General features: G+C 60.1%; 12 protein-coding genes. 5 read left to right on the plus strand and 7 right to left on the minus strand.

The genetic code is table 11. From position 1 onward, the window contains the following. Positions 1-81: 81 nt before the first annotated feature. Positions 82-1,356, minus strand: coding sequence for an ammonium transporter (locus tag A8C75_RS00570; RefSeq protein ID WP_067376608.1), 1,275 nt, complete (start codon positions 1,354-1,356; stop codon positions 82-84). Between the two features lie 35 nt (positions 1,357-1,391). Next, on the minus strand, positions 1,392-1,730 hold the full coding sequence (gene glnK, locus A8C75_RS00575; RefSeq protein ID WP_067288876.1) for a P-II family nitrogen regulator: 339 nt from the start codon (positions 1,728-1,730) through the stop codon (positions 1,392-1,394). A 329-nt stretch (positions 1,731-2,059) separates the two neighbouring features. Here glnK and A8C75_RS00580 point away from each other — a divergent pair, with 329 nt between their 5' ends. Together A8C75_RS00580 and A8C75_RS00585 are read left to right on the plus strand one after the other, a co-directional pair. Continuing rightward, positions 2,060-2,323, plus strand: a complete 264-nt coding sequence (locus A8C75_RS00580) for an accessory factor UbiK family protein (protein WP_067376611.1) — start codon at positions 2,060-2,062, stop codon at positions 2,321-2,323. Positions 2,324-2,455: 132 nt separating this feature from the next. Then, positions 2,456-3,979 (plus strand): YifB family Mg chelatase-like AAA ATPase, encoded by a 1,524-nt coding sequence (locus tag A8C75_RS00585; RefSeq protein ID WP_067376614.1) that lies wholly within the window; start codon positions 2,456-2,458, stop codon positions 3,977-3,979. A gap of 6 nt (positions 3,980-3,985) precedes the next feature. Here A8C75_RS00585 and A8C75_RS00590 read toward each other — a convergent pair whose 3' ends face one another. Beyond that, complete coding sequence (locus tag A8C75_RS00590; RefSeq protein ID WP_227819796.1) at positions 3,986-5,665, minus strand: two-component system response regulator; 1,680 nt, start codon at positions 5,663-5,665, stop codon at positions 3,986-3,988. 354 nt (positions 5,666-6,019) lie between these two features. Between A8C75_RS00590 and rep the strand changes: the two genes are divergently transcribed. Further along, positions 6,020-8,032, plus strand: a complete 2,013-nt coding sequence (rep, locus tag A8C75_RS00595) for a DNA helicase Rep (protein WP_067376617.1) — start codon at positions 6,020-6,022, stop codon at positions 8,030-8,032. 23 nt (positions 8,033-8,055) lie between these two features. Next, entirely contained in the window at positions 8,056-8,616 is a 561-nt protein-coding gene (locus A8C75_RS00600) for a class I SAM-dependent methyltransferase (RefSeq protein WP_067376620.1), read from the plus strand. 9 nt (positions 8,617-8,625) lie between these two features. Here the strand turns inward: A8C75_RS00600 and A8C75_RS00605 are convergent, their stop codons facing one another. Together A8C75_RS00605 and A8C75_RS00610 are read right to left on the minus strand one after the other, a co-directional pair. Then, the gene (locus tag A8C75_RS00605; protein ID WP_067376622.1) at positions 8,626-9,018 is read right to left on the minus strand and encodes an acyl-CoA thioesterase; all 393 of its coding nucleotides are present in this window, start codon (positions 9,016-9,018) and stop codon (positions 8,626-8,628) included. Beyond that, positions 9,015-9,698, minus strand: a complete 684-nt coding sequence (locus A8C75_RS00610) for an HAD family hydrolase (RefSeq protein ID WP_067376625.1) — start codon at positions 9,696-9,698, stop codon at positions 9,015-9,017. Before A8C75_RS00610 ends, A8C75_RS00605 begins: the two co-directional genes overlap by 4 nt. Before the next feature lie 148 nt (positions 9,699-9,846). Between A8C75_RS00610 and A8C75_RS00615 the strand changes: the two genes are divergently transcribed. Next, positions 9,847-11,772, plus strand: coding sequence for a PhoX family protein (locus tag A8C75_RS00615; protein WP_067376629.1), 1,926 nt, complete (start codon positions 9,847-9,849; stop codon positions 11,770-11,772). 168 nt (positions 11,773-11,940) lie between these two features. Here A8C75_RS00615 and radD read toward each other — a convergent pair whose 3' ends face one another. Further along, the gene (gene radD / locus A8C75_RS00620) at positions 11,941-13,677 is read right to left on the minus strand and encodes a DNA repair helicase RadD (protein ID WP_067376633.1); all 1,737 of its coding nucleotides are present in this window, start codon (positions 13,675-13,677) and stop codon (positions 11,941-11,943) included. Position 13,678: 1 nt separating this feature from the next. Then, positions 13,679-16,777 carry an ABC transporter transmembrane domain-containing protein gene (locus A8C75_RS00625; RefSeq protein WP_067376637.1) on the minus strand — a complete coding sequence of 1,033 codons (3,099 nt, stop codon included), beginning with the start codon at positions 16,775-16,777 and terminating at the stop codon, positions 13,679-13,681. Positions 16,778-17,134: the final 357 nt, after the last annotated feature.

The raw sequence follows: 17,134 nt of genomic DNA on the forward strand, positions 1-17,134 counted from the left end.
GCGCAGAGCAGAGCAGTCACCCTTGTGCGGGATAACGAAAAGGGCGCCCTGCGGCGCCCTTGAGTTCCAGCTACGGCAGCATTACTTCTTGCTGGAGCTGAATTCCGGGTAGGCTTCCATGCCGCATTCGGCAAGGTCGACACCTTCGTATTCTTCTTCTTCGGTGACACGGATACCCATGACAGCCTTGAGCAGCAGCCATACCAGCAGGCTGGCGAGGAAGACCCAGCCGAAGATGGTAACGATACCCAGCAGCTGAGCACCGAAGGTCGCATCAGCATTGTTGAAGGGAACCGCCAGCAGACCCCAGACACCGGCGATGCCGTGTACAGAGATGGCACCAACAGGATCGTCAATCTTGATCTTGTCCAGAGTGACGATGGAGAACACCACCAGCACACCGCCAACACCACCGATCAGGGTCGATACCAGGGCGCTGGGCGACAGCGGATCGGCTGTGATAGCCACCAGGCCTGCCAGGGCACCGTTGAGTGCCATGGTAAGGTCAGCCTTCTTGAACCACAGGCGCGCTACGATCAGGGCGGCGATAACGCCACCGGCTGCAGCGGCATTGGTGTTAACGAAGACCTGAGCGACCGCATTGGCTTCACCAACGTCGGACAGTTTCAGCTCGGAACCACCGTTGAAGCCGAACCAGCCCAGCCACAGGATGAAGGTACCCAGGGTTGCCAGCGGCAGGTTGGCACCCGGAATGGCATTGATCTCGCCATTCTTGCCGTACTTGCCTTTGCGGGCACCCAGTACCAGTACACCGGCCAGGGCTGCAGAAGCACCTGCCATGTGGACGATACCGGAACCTGCGAAGTCAGAGAAACCGGCTTCGCTGAGGAAACCGCCGCCCCAGGTCCAGTAGCCTTCAACCGGATAGATAACACCGGTCATGACCACTGCGAAGGCCAGGAAAGCCCAGAGTTTCATGCGCTCGGCGACAGCACCGGAGACGATGGACATGGCCGTGGCCACGAACACAACCTGGAAGAAAAAGTCTGAACGGGACGAGTAGTAGGGGGCGTCATCGCCACCTGCCAGCACCGCATCGACGCCGTTTTCAGTACCGATCAGGGCGCCGAAGTTTGGCAGTACGCCACCGGCATCGGAGCTGTACATGATGTAGTAGCCGCAGAGCAGGTACATGGTACAGGCGATGGCGTAGAGCGCGATGTTCTTGGTCAGGATTTCGGTCGTGTTCTTGGCGCGCACCAGGCCCGCTTCGAGCATGGCGAAACCTGCGGCCATCCACATTACCAGGGCGCCGCATACCAGGAAGTAAAAGGTATCAACGGCGTATTTGAGCTGGGATAAATCCGCAGCGGTCGTTTTAAGAAGCTCTTCCATCTCGACAGCCCTCCGTTCAGGCGCGATTGGTGAATTTAAAGTGCGTCGTTACCGGTTTCGCCGGTGCGGATTCGGATAACCTGCTCCAGCGGTGTGACAAAAATCTTGCCGTCGCCGATTTTTCCGGTGTGTGCCGCCTTGCTGATGGCTTCCACCACCTGGTCCACGAGATCCGTCGACACGGCCGCGTCGACACGAACCTTGGGCAGGAAATCGACGACGTATTCGGCGCCGCGGTAAAGTTCGGTATGACCTTTCTGGCGACCAAAGCCTTTGACTTCGGTCACGGTAATGCCCTGAACACCAATTTCGGAGAGCGCTTCACGGACATCGTCCAGTTTGAAGGGCTTGATGATCGCCGATATAAGTTTCATGTGTCTGTCCCTCATATTTGGACTGGTTCCTTTTACGGGCCCTCGGCTGCGACTGACCCGTAACGGTTGATTATTTCTAAGCGAAACTTGTGCCATATTTAATAAATTCATAAATAACAATGAATTGCGGCTATATTAGAGTTCAGGGTCGGAAAATGACGCCGGATTGGGCATCGTCAGGTGATTATTGTGTGCACGATTTGAGTGCGCGCACCAAGACGGTGCAAAGTGGGCCCGCAGCCAGCCCAGGTCAGCCGCAAGACCCGGACTCGGCTGCTCCGTGCAGGCGAAAAATGCTAAGCTTTCGCGAAATTAGCGGAGATTGTGCAATGCTTAATCAAAAGATTATTGAGACGCTTTCGACCCAGCTGAGCGAGTTGTTTGAGGGTGGTCGTGGCCTGCCGGGTCAGGAAGCGATGCGCCAGCAGGTGCGGGCGGCGCTGCAGAGCAGTTTTGCCCGTCTGGACCTGGTGACACGGGACGAGTTCGATGCCCAGGCCGCCGTGCTGGGGCGTACCCGCGAGAAGGTGGATCAGCTGGAGCTAAAGCTGAGTGAAATTGAACAGCGGCTGGATAACGCCAGCGGCGAGTAAAAAAGACGCCATAGAGCCAGGCATCAATAGGATGCTCGACCGAGCTGGCTAAAAAATGCACAAGGATGGTGCAAGAGCGCGCAACACCCGACAGCACCGTTTGGGAGCAACCGCACACCAGGGATGGTAACTATGTCACTTGCAGTGGTTCATGCCCGCGCAATGCTGGGTATAGGCGCGCCGGCGGTTACGGTGGAAGTACACCTCTCCGGGGGTCTGCCATCCCTGAATATCGTTGGCCTGCCCGAAGCTGCTGTACGTGAAAGCAAGGATCGGGTGCGCAGCGCCCTGATCAACTCGGGTTTTGATTATCCGCAGCGTCGCATCACCATCAACCTGGCACCGGCTGATCTGCCCAAGGAAGGCGGACGCTATGATCTGGCGATTGCGCTGGGCATTCTGGCGGCCTCGAAACAACTGCCCCCGCAGTCCCTGGTCGGCTGGGAAGTGCTGGGTGAGTTGACTCTGGCGGGGGAGATCAGGCCAGTGCGAGGTGTGCTGCCGGCGGCGATGGTCTGCCGTGACCTGTCCCGCGCCCTGCTGGTGCCCCGCCTTAACGGTGCTGAAGCGGCCCTGGTGCAGGGCTGCGATGTGCGGGTTGCCGATCATCTGTTGCAGGTCTGTTCAGCCCTGCGTGGCGACAGCACTCTGGAGTCTGCAGTAGCAGTGCCGCCGCCGGCCGTAACGGGCCTGCCGGACCTGATCGAGGTCAAGGGACAGTATCAGGCGCGCCGGGCGCTCGAGGTCGCTGCCGCCGGCAGTCATAATTTACTTTTCAGCGGCCCGCCCGGCAGTGGCAAGAGCATGCTGGCGGCGCGCTTGCCGGGGCTGTTGCCAGTATTGGGGGAGCAGGAACGGCTCGAAGTGGCGGCGGTGTATTCGGTGGCGGGCTGTGCCATTGATACAGTGGGTCACGGCAGCCGGCCCTTTCGCAATCCGCACCATACGGCCTCCGCGGTGGCGCTGGTGGGCGGCGGCAGTCAGCCAAGGCCCGGTGAAATTTCCCTGGCGCACCAGGGCGTACTGTTTCTGGATGAGCTGCCGGAGTTTCCCCGCGCTGTGCTGGATGTACTGCGCGAGCCACTGGAAACCGGTGAAATTCTGATCTCCCGCGCCGCCAGTCAGATGCTTTTCCCAGCTCGATTTCAATTGCTGGCCGCGATGAATCCCTGCCCCTGTGGCTATTTCGGTGATCCGTCGGGCCGCTGTCGCTGTACGCCGGATCAGATTCAGCGCTATCAGGGGCGCATCTCGGGCCCACTGCTGGATCGCTTCGATATGCAGCTGAATGTGAAGGCGCTGGACCCGGCCCAGCTGCTGGACCCGGCGAGCGGGCGGGGTGAAGCCAGTGGCGTGGTGGCCCAGCGCGTGGCCGCTGCCATGAGCCTGCAGCAGGCGCGCCAGGGACGGCCCAATCGGGATCTGGGTGCGGCTGAACTGGATCAGGTTTGTGGCCTGGCACCGCCGCAGCGGGACTTGCTGGTGAATGCCGCAACCAAGCTGGGGCTTTCGGCTCGTGCCTGTCACCGCATTTTGCGGGTGGCGCGCACCCTGGCGGATCTGGCTGCAGAGGAACGGGTCGGTGAAGCACAGTTGCTGGAAGCGCTGAGCTTTCGCCAGGGATTGCTGCGCCAGGGCGGTTCAGGGGCGCGTTGAGCCTTGTCAGTTCCCGCGCAGCATACGCATAAAGTCTTCGATCGGTACGGGTGGGCTGAAGAAATACCCCTGCACCTGATCACAGTCGTGACGGATCAAAAACTCCAGCTGGGCCTTGTTTTCGACGCCTTCGGCGATGACCTTTTTCTGCAGGTTGTGCGCCAGATTAATGATGGCGCGCACAATCTCTTCATCATCCTTGTTCTGATTCACACCGGCGACGAAGGACTTGTCGATCTTGAGGGTGCTGATCGGCAGTTTCTGCAGCAGCGAAAAAGACGAGTAGCCGGTGCCGAAGTCGTCCAGCGAGAAATCAATGCCCAGGGCACTGAGTTCTTTCAGGCAGCTCTGTACATGGGCCTCGTCGGAGAAGAGTGCGGTTTCGGTGAGTTCGAACTCCAGCCGGTGCGGGTCTATCTGGTTCTTGTCGATAATGCGGCGGATCGTCTTGGCGAGGAAATCATCCTTGAACTGTCGAAATGACAGGTTGACGCCAATGCTGCCGTAGCGAAAACCCGCTTCCTTGAATTTGAGCATGTCCTGGCCGGCCTGGTGAATCGCCCAGTAACCCATGGGGACTATAAGGCCGGTTTTCTCGGCGATGGGGATGAATTCATCCGGCTGTACCAGCCCGCGTTCGGGATGGTTCCAGCGCATCAGGGCTTCGGCGCCTATGATCTTGCCGGTGCGCAGATCGATGCGCGGCTGGTAGTAAAGCACGAACTGTTCCTGGCGCAGGCCGCTCCACAGCTCCGGTTCCAGCGTAATCTGGGTGGCGGGGTCGGTATCCTTGTCGGCTTCGAATATGGCGTAGCTGCAGCCGTGCAGCTGCTTGGCCCGCAGCCGTGCCTGGGAGGCCTGGCGAATAAGCGAGTCCAGCTCCCGGCTGTGCTCCGGTGCAAAGGCAACGCCTATACTGCTGGGCAGCATGATTTCCCGTTCAGAGCACTGGTAGGGGTGGCTGACATGCTGCATCAGTCGGGTAATGAGCCCAAGGGTGCTGGCGCGCAGGTCGGTGTCCGGCTCGGCTTCCAGAATAATGGCGAACTCGTCGCCACCAATACGGCACAGCTGTTCGTCCTGCAGGCAGGTTTGCAGTCGCTGGCTCAGCTGGCGCACCACATCGTCGCCGGCGGAATGGCCAATGCTGTTGTTGAACTTGCGAAAACCATCGAGATCCACCGTGATCAGCGCCACACCGTGCTGGTGGCTGTCGATGCGCGCCAGGGCTTCGAGCAGCTGGCGGTAGAAAAACTGTCGGTTACCAATGGAGGTGAGCGGGTCAGCATGGCGCAGGTAATCGATCTGGGCGTGCTGGCGCTGGCTGCCCAGCACATAGCGAATGGCGCGCTGCAGAGTGTCGGCGGCCAGTGTCCGCAGTGGCAGGTAGTCGGCCACGGCCTGATTCAGCAGCTTGCGCCCGGTCAGGTCATTGATGTCGTCGTCCAGCACTATGATGGGAATGCTGCTGTTGCAACGCTGGAGCGTCAGCAGGGTGGCATTGTCGAGCAAGTAGTTTGCCGGCAGGCAGAGAAACAGCAGGTCGACCTTCTCGCAGCCGATCAGAATAAGTGCCTGGGACACATCGGCACATTGTTGTATGTCGTATACATGTTCAGTGTTGAGCAGAGTGCTGATTTTGTCCGATGTCTGGAGGTCATCTGCGACGATCAGCAGTTTGATCACTGACTCGCTGCTTTGTCGCTGGGCAGACTGCATCAGGTTAATACCCCACAAATGGACAGCAATACACAGGTGCGTGCGTTGGACTGCCGCCGGCGGTTGGTGAGGGATCCTTTGTGCTTGTGTGGCCCTGTTCGTGGCATAATACGCCGTCCTGCGCGCTTGCAGGATACACTTAGCACGAGTCGCCAACACTACAAATGACAGCGAAAGCCCGTTTAATCAGGCATTTGTTGCTGTCATTTCAGTCAATCCTTGAATGTCTCCAGAACCTACTCTGTTCTGGTTTCCCCTTCCGATATTGACCGTTAGCGGCCGTGTTTCCGACGGCTTTAGCACTTTTTTGACTATTGACTCATGAGCAAGCTCAATCCCAGACAGAAAGAAGCGGTGGAGTATGTGGGTGGCCCGCTGCTGGTTTTGGCCGGCGCAGGCTCCGGCAAGACCAGCGTTATCACGCGCAAGATCGCCTATCTGATCCAGAAATGCGGTGTTGAAGGGCGCCATATCGCCGCCGTAACCTTCACCAACAAGGCCTCCCGCGAGATGAAGGAGCGGGTCAGTCAGCTAGTGAAAGGCAAGGAAGCCCGTGGCCTGACAGTGTCCACCTTCCACAACCTGGGTCTCAATATCATTCGCCGGGAACACCGTATCCTGGGATTGAAGCCTGCTTTTTCGCTGTTCGATGACCAGGACAGCAAGGCGTTGCTGCGCGATCTGATGCTGCAGCAGGACGAGGATGCCGACCAGGTCGACACCGTACGCAACCAGATCTCGAACTGGAAAAACGACATGCTGGAGCCCAGCCAGGCGCTGGCCGAGGCCCAGGGCCCGGACGAGCTGCTGGCGGCCCGTGCCTATGACGCCTACGAGATCCATCTGCGCGCCTATAACGCGGTGGATTTCGATGACCTGATCCTGATTCCGGTGCGGCTGTTCCAGAACAATCCCGAGGTGCTGCAGCGCTGGCAGGGGCGTATCCGCTATCTGCTGGTGGACGAGTATCAGGACACCAACCTGTCGCAGTACCGGCTGGTGCGCCAGCTGGTGGGGCATCGCGGCGCCCTGACGGTGGTGGGTGACGACGATCAGTCGATCTACGCCTGGCGCGGCGCGCGGCCCGAGAACCTGATTCAGCTCAATGAAGACTTCCCGAGTCTGAAAGTGGTCAAGCTGGAGCAGAACTACCGTTCGACGCGCTTGATACTGAAGGCTGCCAATACCCTGATCGCCAACAACCCCCACGTGTTCGAAAAGACGCTGTGGAGCGACATGGGCTATGGCGAGCCGATCCGGGTGATCTATAACCGCAACGAAGAAACCGAGTGCGAGCGCATCGCCACCGAAATCCTCGATCGGCACCTGCGCAAGGCCGTGCCCTTCAAGGATTTCGCCATTCTTTATCGCGGCAACTTCCAGGCCCGTCTGCTGGAAGTCAAGCTGCAGGCCTACCAGGTGCCTTACAAGCTCAGTGGCGGTACCTCCTTTTTCTCCCGTGCCGAGATCAAGGATGTGATGGCCTACCTCAAGGTGCTGATCAACCCGGATGATGACAACGCTTTCCTGCGCATCATCAATACGCCCAAGCGCGAGATAGGCCCCAGTACGCTGCAAAAGCTCGGTACCTACGCTTCCGAACGTCAGGTGAGCATGTTTGCGGCCTGTGACGAAATGGGGCTCGAGCAGATGCTGCCGGCCCAGGCCATCGATCGTCTGCGCCGTTTCCGCGACTGGATGCAGCGCATCTATCGCCAGTGCCAGGCAGTCGATCCGGTGGATGCCATTCGCGAAATGGTGCGGGATATCGACTACGAAGGCTGGATACGGCAGAACACTGCCAGTGAAGCGGCGGCGGACAAGCGGGTACAGAACGTCTGGTTTCTGCTCGACTCCATCCGTTCCACCCTGGACAGGCTGCGTGAAGACGACCCCGATGCCGGTATCGAGGAAACCATTACCCGCCTGATCCTGCTCGACTTGCTGGATCGGCAGGAAGAAGAGGATGACTCCGACCGGGTGCAGCTTATGACGCTGCATGCGTCCAAGGGACTGGAGTTTCCCCATGTCTTCATGATGGGCATGGAAGAAGAGTTGCTGCCGCACCGCAACAGCATCGAAACCGGCACCATCGAGGAAGAGCGCCGGCTGGCCTACGTGGGCATCACCCGGGCGCGGGAAACCCTCACCATGACCCTGGCGCGCCAGCGCAAGCAGTACGGTGAGATGGTGGACTGCCTGCCGAGCCGCTTTATCGATGAAGTGCCCCAGGAAGACCTGGTGATCGAGGGGCTGGAGCGCAATCAGGACCAGAACAAGGCGCGGGGCAAGGCCACGCTGAACAGCCTCAAAAGCCTGCTCGACAGCTTTTAGTTCGTTTTTTCAAGGATTTGCAGATGAATGCCGCACGGGAAAAATGGAATCGTCGCTACGAGGCCCGCTCGCAGGTAGCTCCCGCAACCCCTGCCTTTGTGACCCAGACGGCGCCCGGGCTGCTGCCGGGTTCGGTGCTGGACCTGGCCGCCGGCGACGGTGCTGCCAGCCTTGCGCTGGCGCGGCTGGGCTTTGCGGTAACGGCGGTGGATATCGCCGGGGTTGGTTTGGCTCGCCTGTTGGACTTTGCCAGTGCCGAACAGCTGGCAATCCAGACTCACTGCCGTGATTTGGCTCAGCCGGACTGCCTGCAGGGCCTCGGGCCTTTCGATAACATCCTGGTGTGTCGCTACAAGCCCGAAGCTGCGCTCTGGCCGCAACTGGCTAGTGCCCTGGTGCCCGGCGGCCTGCTGGCATTCAGCACCTTCAACCTGCAGCAGAATGAGCGGCACGGCTTCCCTGCCCGCTTCTGTGTAGCGCCCGGCGAACTCAAGGCAATTGATCCTGCCCTTGAGCTGCTGAGCTGTGTGAGTGTGACGCGCGACGACGACTGCTTCGACGATTATCTGTTTCGCCGCCGCTGACCCTGGCTGCTAGAACAGGGATTCGATCGCCGGCGAGATATAGGGCCGGCCGCGTTCGTTCAGTGCCGTGCCTGTCACCAGACCTTCGAGCATGACCTTGTCGTCGGCCAGACGAATGACCCGCTGGCGAAAGCCGAAACGGACCTTGCCCAGGCGCTCGGTCGTGACCTCGACCACAAAACGGTCGCCACTTTTCAGGGGCGCCTTGTAATCCAGTTCGCTGCGAATCACTACCAGATGAATGCCGTCGCGGGTCAGGGCGGCGAAGTCCACCCCTTTTGCCTGCAGGTACTCGTGGCGGGCGTGTTCCAGGTAGTTGAAATAGACGCCGTTATTAACGATGCCCTGCATATCCAGTTCATAGTCCCGCACCTGGAATTCAAGCCGAAATGGCTGTGTCATGGGGTTTCCTGTGTCGTTGAAGAGTCGGTTAGCTGCTGATTGATCCAGGCGTGGGCCTCGACCAGACTGTCGACGATAACGGTGGCGGATGAGAAGTCGTGGCTGATGGCCTCTGGGCTGCGAATGGCAACCACAGGCAGGCCTGCGGCATGGGCGGCGGTGACGCCCACTGCGGTGTCTTCCACTGCGATGCAGTTAGCGGCCTCGAGTTGCATCAGTGACAGTGCCCGCAGATAGCCATCCGGCGCCGGCTTGTTGCGAGGAACATCATCACCGGTGACCACATGCTCGAACAGCGGCTCCCAGACGTGGCCGCGCAGCGATGCCTGCACGCAGTTGCGCTGCGAGCCGCTGACCAGCCCGAGACGCAGCTTGGCTGCCAGCTCGCGCACCACCGTATCGGCGCCCGGCATCTGGGGAAAGTAGTTGTGGGCGAGATAAGCTGCGTTGGCGGCGAGCTTGGCGGTCATCAGTTGTTCTAGGCTGGCATCGGGCTTGTGCAGCGCCAGAATATCGGCGGCGTTTTGCCGGATAGGCACGCCCAGCATGCGACTCCAGTAGAGCTCGTCGCTAATCGTCAGCCCCCAGGGCTCAAGCGCCTGGCGCCAGAGTTGCAGGTTGACCGCCTCGGAATCCACCAGAGTGCCGTCGTGATCAAACAGAATTGCGTGCAGTGCCATCCAGATGCTTCCTGTCCCTGCTATTGGTTGATGGGCACTTTAGCATATTCCCGCTTGTGCGCTCAGGCGGCGGATGTGCCGGCAGGCTGTCATGGGATGGTCATCTTTACTGACTAGCATGCACGCCATTCTTGCAGGAGGAAGTTCCATGAAACCAACACAGTCTGATGTTAATGCCCAGGATACCGATGGTCTGGAAGGCACCGGTTTTGATGCTCTGGTCGACAAGGCCCTGAGCCGTCGCAGCCTGCTCAAGGGTGGCATGGCCGCCGGCATGCTCGGATTTTTCAGCCTGTCGCCCATGGCTCAGGCGGTTGCCGCCGCCATGGAGCCGTCCCGCCTGATGGGCTTCAAGGCGATCAAGGCGTCCACCGACGACGCCATAGTACTGCCCGCCGGTTACCGCTCCTCGATTCTCATGTCCTGGGGTGATCCGGTGCTTCCAGGCGCGCCTGAATTTGATCACACCGGTGGCAATAGCGCCGCCGATCAGGCCCTGCAGTTTGGTGACAATACCGATGGCATGTCTCTGTTCCATTTCCGCAAGGCGGATGGCAGCCTGGATATGGACCGCGCCATGCTGGCGGTGAACAACGAATACACCAACGGCGAACACATGCTGCAGCACGGCGAAGTCAAAACCGCCGAAGACGTCGCCAAGCTGCAGGCTGCCCACGGTGTCACCATTGTTGAAGTGTGTCGTACCTCCGGCAATGCCTGGGAATACGTGAAAAATTCCGCCTACAACCGTCGTCTGCACGCCAACAGCGAGTTTATGCTGACAGGCCCCGCCGCCGGTCACGAGCTGATGAAAACCGCCGCCGACAGCAGTGGCACCAAGGTACTGGGCACTATCAACAACTGTGCCAATGGCCGCACGCCCTGGGGCACCTACCTGACGTGCGAAGAAAACTTCAACGGCTACTTTGGCGCCCCTAGCGACGAGGCTGTACCGGCGCAGCAGAAGCAGTACTACGGAATCAAGGCCGCTGAAGATCGCTACCGCTGGTGGCAGCACGATGCACGCTTTGATGTTAGCCAGACGCCGAACGAGCCGAACCGCTTTGGCTGGGTCGTCGAAATTGATCCATTCGATACTGCATCCACGCCCATGAAGCGCACGGCCCTGGGCCGCGTAAAGCATGAAAACGCCGACGTGCTGGTCAACAAGGACGGTCATGTGGTGGTTTACATGGGCGATGACGAGCGCGGCGAACACATCTACAAGTTCGTCTCCAAAAACAAGTATGCCGAAGGCCAGGACGCGGTAAATCGCAGCCTGCTGGAAGACGGCACCCTCTTTGTGGCGCAGTTTGCCGGTGGTGACGGCAAAGAACATGCTGGTACCGGTCGCTGGATCGAACTGACCTTTGGCAAGAATGGCCTGACGCCGGAGAACGGCTTTAACAGCCAGGCTGAAGTCCTGATCCATACCCGTCAGGCCGCCAAACAGGTTGAGGCCACCACCATGGATCGACCTGAGTGGATCAGCCATAACCCGAACAACGGCCAGGTGTTCTGCACCCTGACCAACAACAAGAACCGTGGCAAGAAGGACGACCAGCCTCTTAACGCCGCCAACCCGCGGGCCGAGAACCACTATGGTCAGATCATTCGCTGGGAAGCCAAGGACGGTGACCATACTGCGGACACCTTCGACTGGGATCTGTATCTGCTGGCCGGCAACCCGAGGGTGCATGAGGGCAGCCTCTACGCCGGCTCCGACGCCATTAACGCCGACAACATGTTCAACAGCCCCGATGGCCTGGGCTTTGACAGCGATGGTCGGCTGTGGATTCTGACCGACGGCGACGACTCCAACGCAGGTGACTTCGCCGGCATGGGTAACAACCAGATGCTTTGTGGCGATCCGGCCAGCGGTGAAATTCGCCGCTTTATGGTGGGCCCCGTCGGCGCCGAAGTCACAGGTCTGACCTTTAGCGATGACTACAAGACCATGTTCGTCGGCATCCAGCACCCCACCGGCGGTTTCCCGGACTACAGGGATGGCGGCAAGCCGCGCTCCAGTATCGTGATGGTCACCCGCGAAGACGGTGGCGTGATCGGCGCCTGAGCCTGACGCCCGATTCGCCCGCAGGCCGGGCTCCAGCATGCCTGCAGGAGCCCGGCCCGGCGTAAAAGGGGCCTTTAGTAATTAGTGAATCGTAATTGGTAATTGGTGAAGCCTGAGTGGTCGGTGAGAGGTGCTCTACGAATCACGAATTACCAATAACTCTGCCTTTTACAGCTCATTCGCCTTGCGGTAGTGGCCGCTGTAGTCGAACAGTCTTTCGCGTACCCGCCAGTGGGGACCTGACTTGCGGGCGACGACAAAGTCCGGTGCGCTGAACTGCTCTGCCACAGCCAGTACTTCGGCCAGGGTGGCGAAACGCCGCGGTTCGGTAGCGGCATTGAAACGACGCCCGAACAGGCGATTGAACACCGCCCGCTGACCCGCCTGGCGCAGGTCGAAGCGCTCGTGCAGCTCCTCGCCTTCTTCATCGTGATAGCTGATGCGCAGCGCACCCTTGTGCTCGGCAAAGCTGACGCCGGCGCAACGGATTACGCGGGCATCCCTGAGCTGCAGGGCGCGCTTGAGCAGGTCGTCGGGATCGATGATGGCTTCGCTGCACTGGTGGCACTGGCGGGCGGCAATATCGTTCTCAGCGCCACAGTGGGGGCATTCCTTGAAGCGAAAACGGTAGTCGCACTGCTCCTTGTGGCCTGTGTCATCTTCGAGCAGCCCCTGGCAGCGGCGGCCAAAGTGCTCGGTTACAGTACCGGCGCCATCGGTCTTGCCCCAGAAGATATTGGCAAAGCCACAGCCCGGGCAGAAAATCTGTACCGGTTCACTGTCACTGTCGGGTTTCTTGCTGCCCACTTCCGGGGCAAACAGATTGAAGCCGTTGCCGGCGTAGTCGATTACCAGGCAGTCGGTCTTGCCGGGGGCCAGCCGCAGGCCACGGCCGACGATCTGCTGAAAGAGGCTGACCGACTGGGTGGGCCTTAAAATCGCAATCAGGTCCACATGGGGGGCATCGAAGCCGGTGGTCAGTACCGCCACGTTCACCAGGTACTTGAGCTCATGCGCCTTGAAACGCGTGATCAGGGATTCACGCTCAGGCGCCGGGGTCGTACCCGTTACCAGAGCGGTGCAGTCATCGGGCAGGTAGCCGGTAATCTCCTGGGCGTGCTTGATGGTGGCGGCGAAAATCATTACGCCGGCACGCTCGCAGGCCAGTTCCTGAATCTGCTCGCAGATGGCCCGGGTCACGCGCGGGTACTGGCTTAGCAGGCTGTTGATTTCCGTCTCGCTGTAGTGGCCGCTGGCGTTGGCCTGCAGGGCTGAAAAGTCGTAGTGGGCAATGCTCGCATCCACCAGCTCCGGCCGGGTGAGAAAACCCTCGCGGATCAGCTGTGACAGCGGCAGTTCATAGATGCAGTGACGAAAGGGCCGGCTGTCTTCGCTGCGCACAAAGCCGCGGTAGTGGTACTGATAGATCCAGCCCTGGCCCAGGCGATAGGGCGTGGCGGTTAGGCCCAGCACCTTGAGGTTGGCGTTCTGCTCGCGCAGCGTCGCTATCACCTGCTGATACTGGCTGTCATCGCTGTCACTGACGCGGTGACATTCATCGATGATGAGCAGCGAATAGGCGTCGCGAAACAGCGCCAGGTTGCGTGTTACCGATTGCACGCTGGCGAAGGTCACCTGATGCCCGGCATCCTTGAGCCCAAGACCCGCCGAGAAGATGCCGGCGCTGAGGCCGAAGGCGGCATATTTGGCGTGATTTTGTTCGACCAGTTCGCGCACATGGGCCAGCACCAGAATACGGCGTCGCGCCAGGCGCGCAAGCTCGGCAATGACCAGGCTTTTGCCAGCGCCCGTGGGCAGCACTATCACGGCAGGGTCGTCGCCACCGCGAAAGTGGCGCAGGGTCGCGTCTACCGCTTCCTGCTGATAGGGGCGCAGCTTGATCAAATCAGCGCTCGTCCGTGCGTTCACCGCGAATGGTTTCGGCGGCGTTGAACAGGTGTCCCGACACGGTACGCAGCAGGATCATGGCTACGGCGGCGTCGTTTTCCACGATTTCGAGCAGCTCGCGACGCTCGATACGCAGGGCCAGCACGGGCTTGATGGCCAGCAGATCCATGTTGCGCGGCTGATCGACAATCACCGAGAGATCGCCAATCAGGCGCCCCGGGCCCACCTCGGAAATGGGTTCGTCCTCTGCTGTGGCGTCGGGCCAGCGCAGCTCGGCCAGGCCTTCGACGACTATATAGGCGCCATCGGGCAGGTCGCCGCTGCGAAACAGGAGCTCGTCGGCCTCGACCCGCACCCAGCGCGATGCATAGGCCAGCAGGCGCACCTGGGCGGGGCTGAGTTTGGCGAAGGCTTCGGTGCTGGCAATCACCTTGCGCTTGTTCTCGAAGTCTTCGATGGTTTCTGTCGGCGACTCGGCTGGCGTCTGGGCGCCGCCACGCTGAGGGGGCTGGCTGTCCTGCAGATCAATCGTCTGATCGAACTGCTCCATGTTGCTGAAAGCGGGCTCCAGCACAAAGATGGTAGTTTCCGGCAGCAGGCGCCTGATCTTGCGCAGGGCTTCGTTGCGCTGGGCGACAGAATGGCTCGCCAGCGCCTGGTCCAGCACCAGAATATCCGGTTTCTTGATGGTGGCGCGCAGGAAGGCAAAACGCTCCTGGGCGATGGGCGGCACTTCGGCGCCGCCGAGTCCTACCGGAATACTGCGGATCAGCATGGACAGCGGGCCGTGCAGGCCGGCCTGCAGCAGCTCTTCGGCGATGATGCTGCGAATGTTGCGCTCGTTGGTTTCGCCGGCCCGTGCCAGCTTGCCGAAAAGCAGGTTCTCCAGCACGCTAATGCCGGGGTTGACGCGTTTTTCGTCCAGCGGCCGGTAACGGCTCTGGAACAGCGCCTCGTGTAGCGGGATGCACTCATCGCGCATGGCCAGCACAGCGGTGCAGATGGGCCTGGGCAGCGGCATGTCCAGTTGCTCGACGGTCACCATAAAGGGCAGTGACAGGCGCAATTCGGCTTCTGTATTGCTCAGTGGGCGGCCTGTGCTCTGCTTTTGGTGCAGGTCCTGCAGTGACTGGAATATCTCCGGGGTAAGCCCGCCGAGGCGTTTGAACATCGGGTGATTGGAGCCGATGGAGGCGAAGGTGTGTACCAGGGTTTCCAGCAGCCCCCGGGCAAAGTGCTCAAGCTCAGGCCCAAATCCTGCGGCGGTGAAACGTTTGATCAGCTGGCTGGTGGTGGCGACGTGCTCGTCGCGACTGGAATGCAGATGCACCGCGAACAGCAGGTTTTCGGTCAGGGTGAGGCTCGGGTTCAGGGCGTCACGCTCGAAGGGATGAATAAAGCGAGCCAGGTTTTCCTCCGCCAGCCGGCGCGCCAGGCGGGGGCGGAACTCGATCATTTTTTTGGCCAGGGAGGGTCTGTCCGAGGGTTCAAAGCGGGCATCCAGAGCGCGCTGCGACAGGTAGTCCTCGCTGCCCATGGCATCGACGATCATCAGCCACCACTGATTCAGTTCATCGAGCTTGCTGAAGCGGGCGATATCCAGATCCAGCCATTCGGCGTTGACCGGGTAAGTGCTGTTGCCCGAGGCCAGGGACTCCAGCAGCTCGGGGTCGTCCAGCTCCTGGGCGCCCAGATCTGCGCGCGGGTTGCGGCGCAGCGGCATGTAGATATTTTCACCCACAGAGGCGTTAAACAGGTAGGGCGTGGAGGTGGCAAGGCCGATACGGGCGGATATGACGGCCTGATTCAGTCGGCCCAGATCATGTTCGCCGATATTGACCTGACCGGATGACAGGCTGATGCTGCGGGACAGAACCTGGGAAAAGGCCTTGCGCACCGTGCTGTTGCTGCTCTGGACGGCCACCATGGCGCCCGCCGGTACACTCAGGCTGATATCCGACAGTACCCGGGTGCCGTTGGGGTCCGTGATGCAGACCTGGTCAAACCTGATAGCACCGTTGAGGCGCGGCAGTTCATCGCCGGATTCCTCGAACAGCTCGGCGTCCAGAATGTCATCGGGCTGGAACTGGTCGCGCAGGCTTTTGTAACGGTCGCTGGTTTCCTGAATCTGGCTGATGTAATTGAGCAGCTCGCGCCAGGGCGTGACTATATCCTTGTAGGCGGTGATGGCGGCCACCAGGGCACCGATGGAGAGCGAGCCCTGAATCACCAGGTAGCCACCCACGGCGTAAAACAGGAAGGGGGGCAGATTGTTGATGAAGTTGTTGAGGAACTTCATGAAGAATTTTTTGCGGAAAATATCGCCGCGGATATGGAAAATGCCGCCTAGGCGATGGCTGAATATCGCCAGCGCATAGGGGGTGCCGCCGTTGCTGCGCAGGTCATCCAGCCCCTGTACGCATTCGCCGATCAGCTCGGACAGCTTGCGAACCCGGCGCACGCGCTCGCGATGCAGCCGGTTGATACGCCGCTGCAACAGGGGTGTAATAATGGCCTGCAGCGGTACCAGCGCCACGGCGGCGAGACCAAACCAGGGGTTCTGGATAAACAGGAAGGTCAGGATGGTGAGCATCTGACCGGCCTGGAACAGCGGCAGCGCCAGGGCATCGCCCATGATGCCGCTCAGGGGCTCGACTTCGGCCGTGACCATGGACACCACTTCGCCCTGGGAAGTGCGCCTGAAACGGGCGGTGGGGAAACGCAGTACCTGGGTGATCAGGCGGTAGCGCAGGCGCCGCAGCAGGCGTTCGCCGACGACGCCCTTGTAGATGTTCAGCCGCATTTTGATCAGGCCGCCACAGAGCACCATGAACAGAAAAGCAAAGCTGAGCAGCAGCAAAAAGGACAGTTGCTGGAAATTAATACCCAGAATCTGCACCGGGAATTCGGTGCCACCGATGGCTTCATTGAGGATGCGCTTGGGCAGTTCGAGACTGGCGTAGAGCACGGGAAACGACAGCAGCGTAATGGCCAGCAGCGCAAACTGATGGCGTGAACTGTAGCGCCAGACAAAGCTCAGCAGTGTGGGCTCTAGCCGATCCGGGGGAGTGCTGGACTGGCCTGGTCGCCACTTCATGCCGATAGATCTTCCTGAGATTCGTACAAGGCTGTCGCCTAAGTGTAGCCCTGACACTGTCTGCCGGTGCCGGGGATTGCCGCCGCCGGGCACCAATCCTGAAACGCCGCTGCGGGGTGGGGATTCTAGCAGATTGTATTCTCTGCTATCACATGGATATCAATCTGGTAAAATTGCGATCCTGCGTCAGGGTTTCCAGTGCCTGGCAGCCTGTCGGGCTTTTCCGTAGTAGATCAGCGTTAAGTCCGATAGGTAGCTAGTGTCCAGCCTGTCGCAGGCACTTGCCACGCTGCTATGCTGTTTCGAGCGTGTTCGCAGGAATCCCCGGATAGGTTTCATCCGCTGATTCTGTGATGT

The sequence above is a fragment of the Marinobacterium aestuarii genome (assembly GCF_001651805.1).
Lineage (GTDB): Bacteria > Pseudomonadota > Gammaproteobacteria > Pseudomonadales > Balneatricaceae > Marinobacterium_A > Marinobacterium_A aestuarii.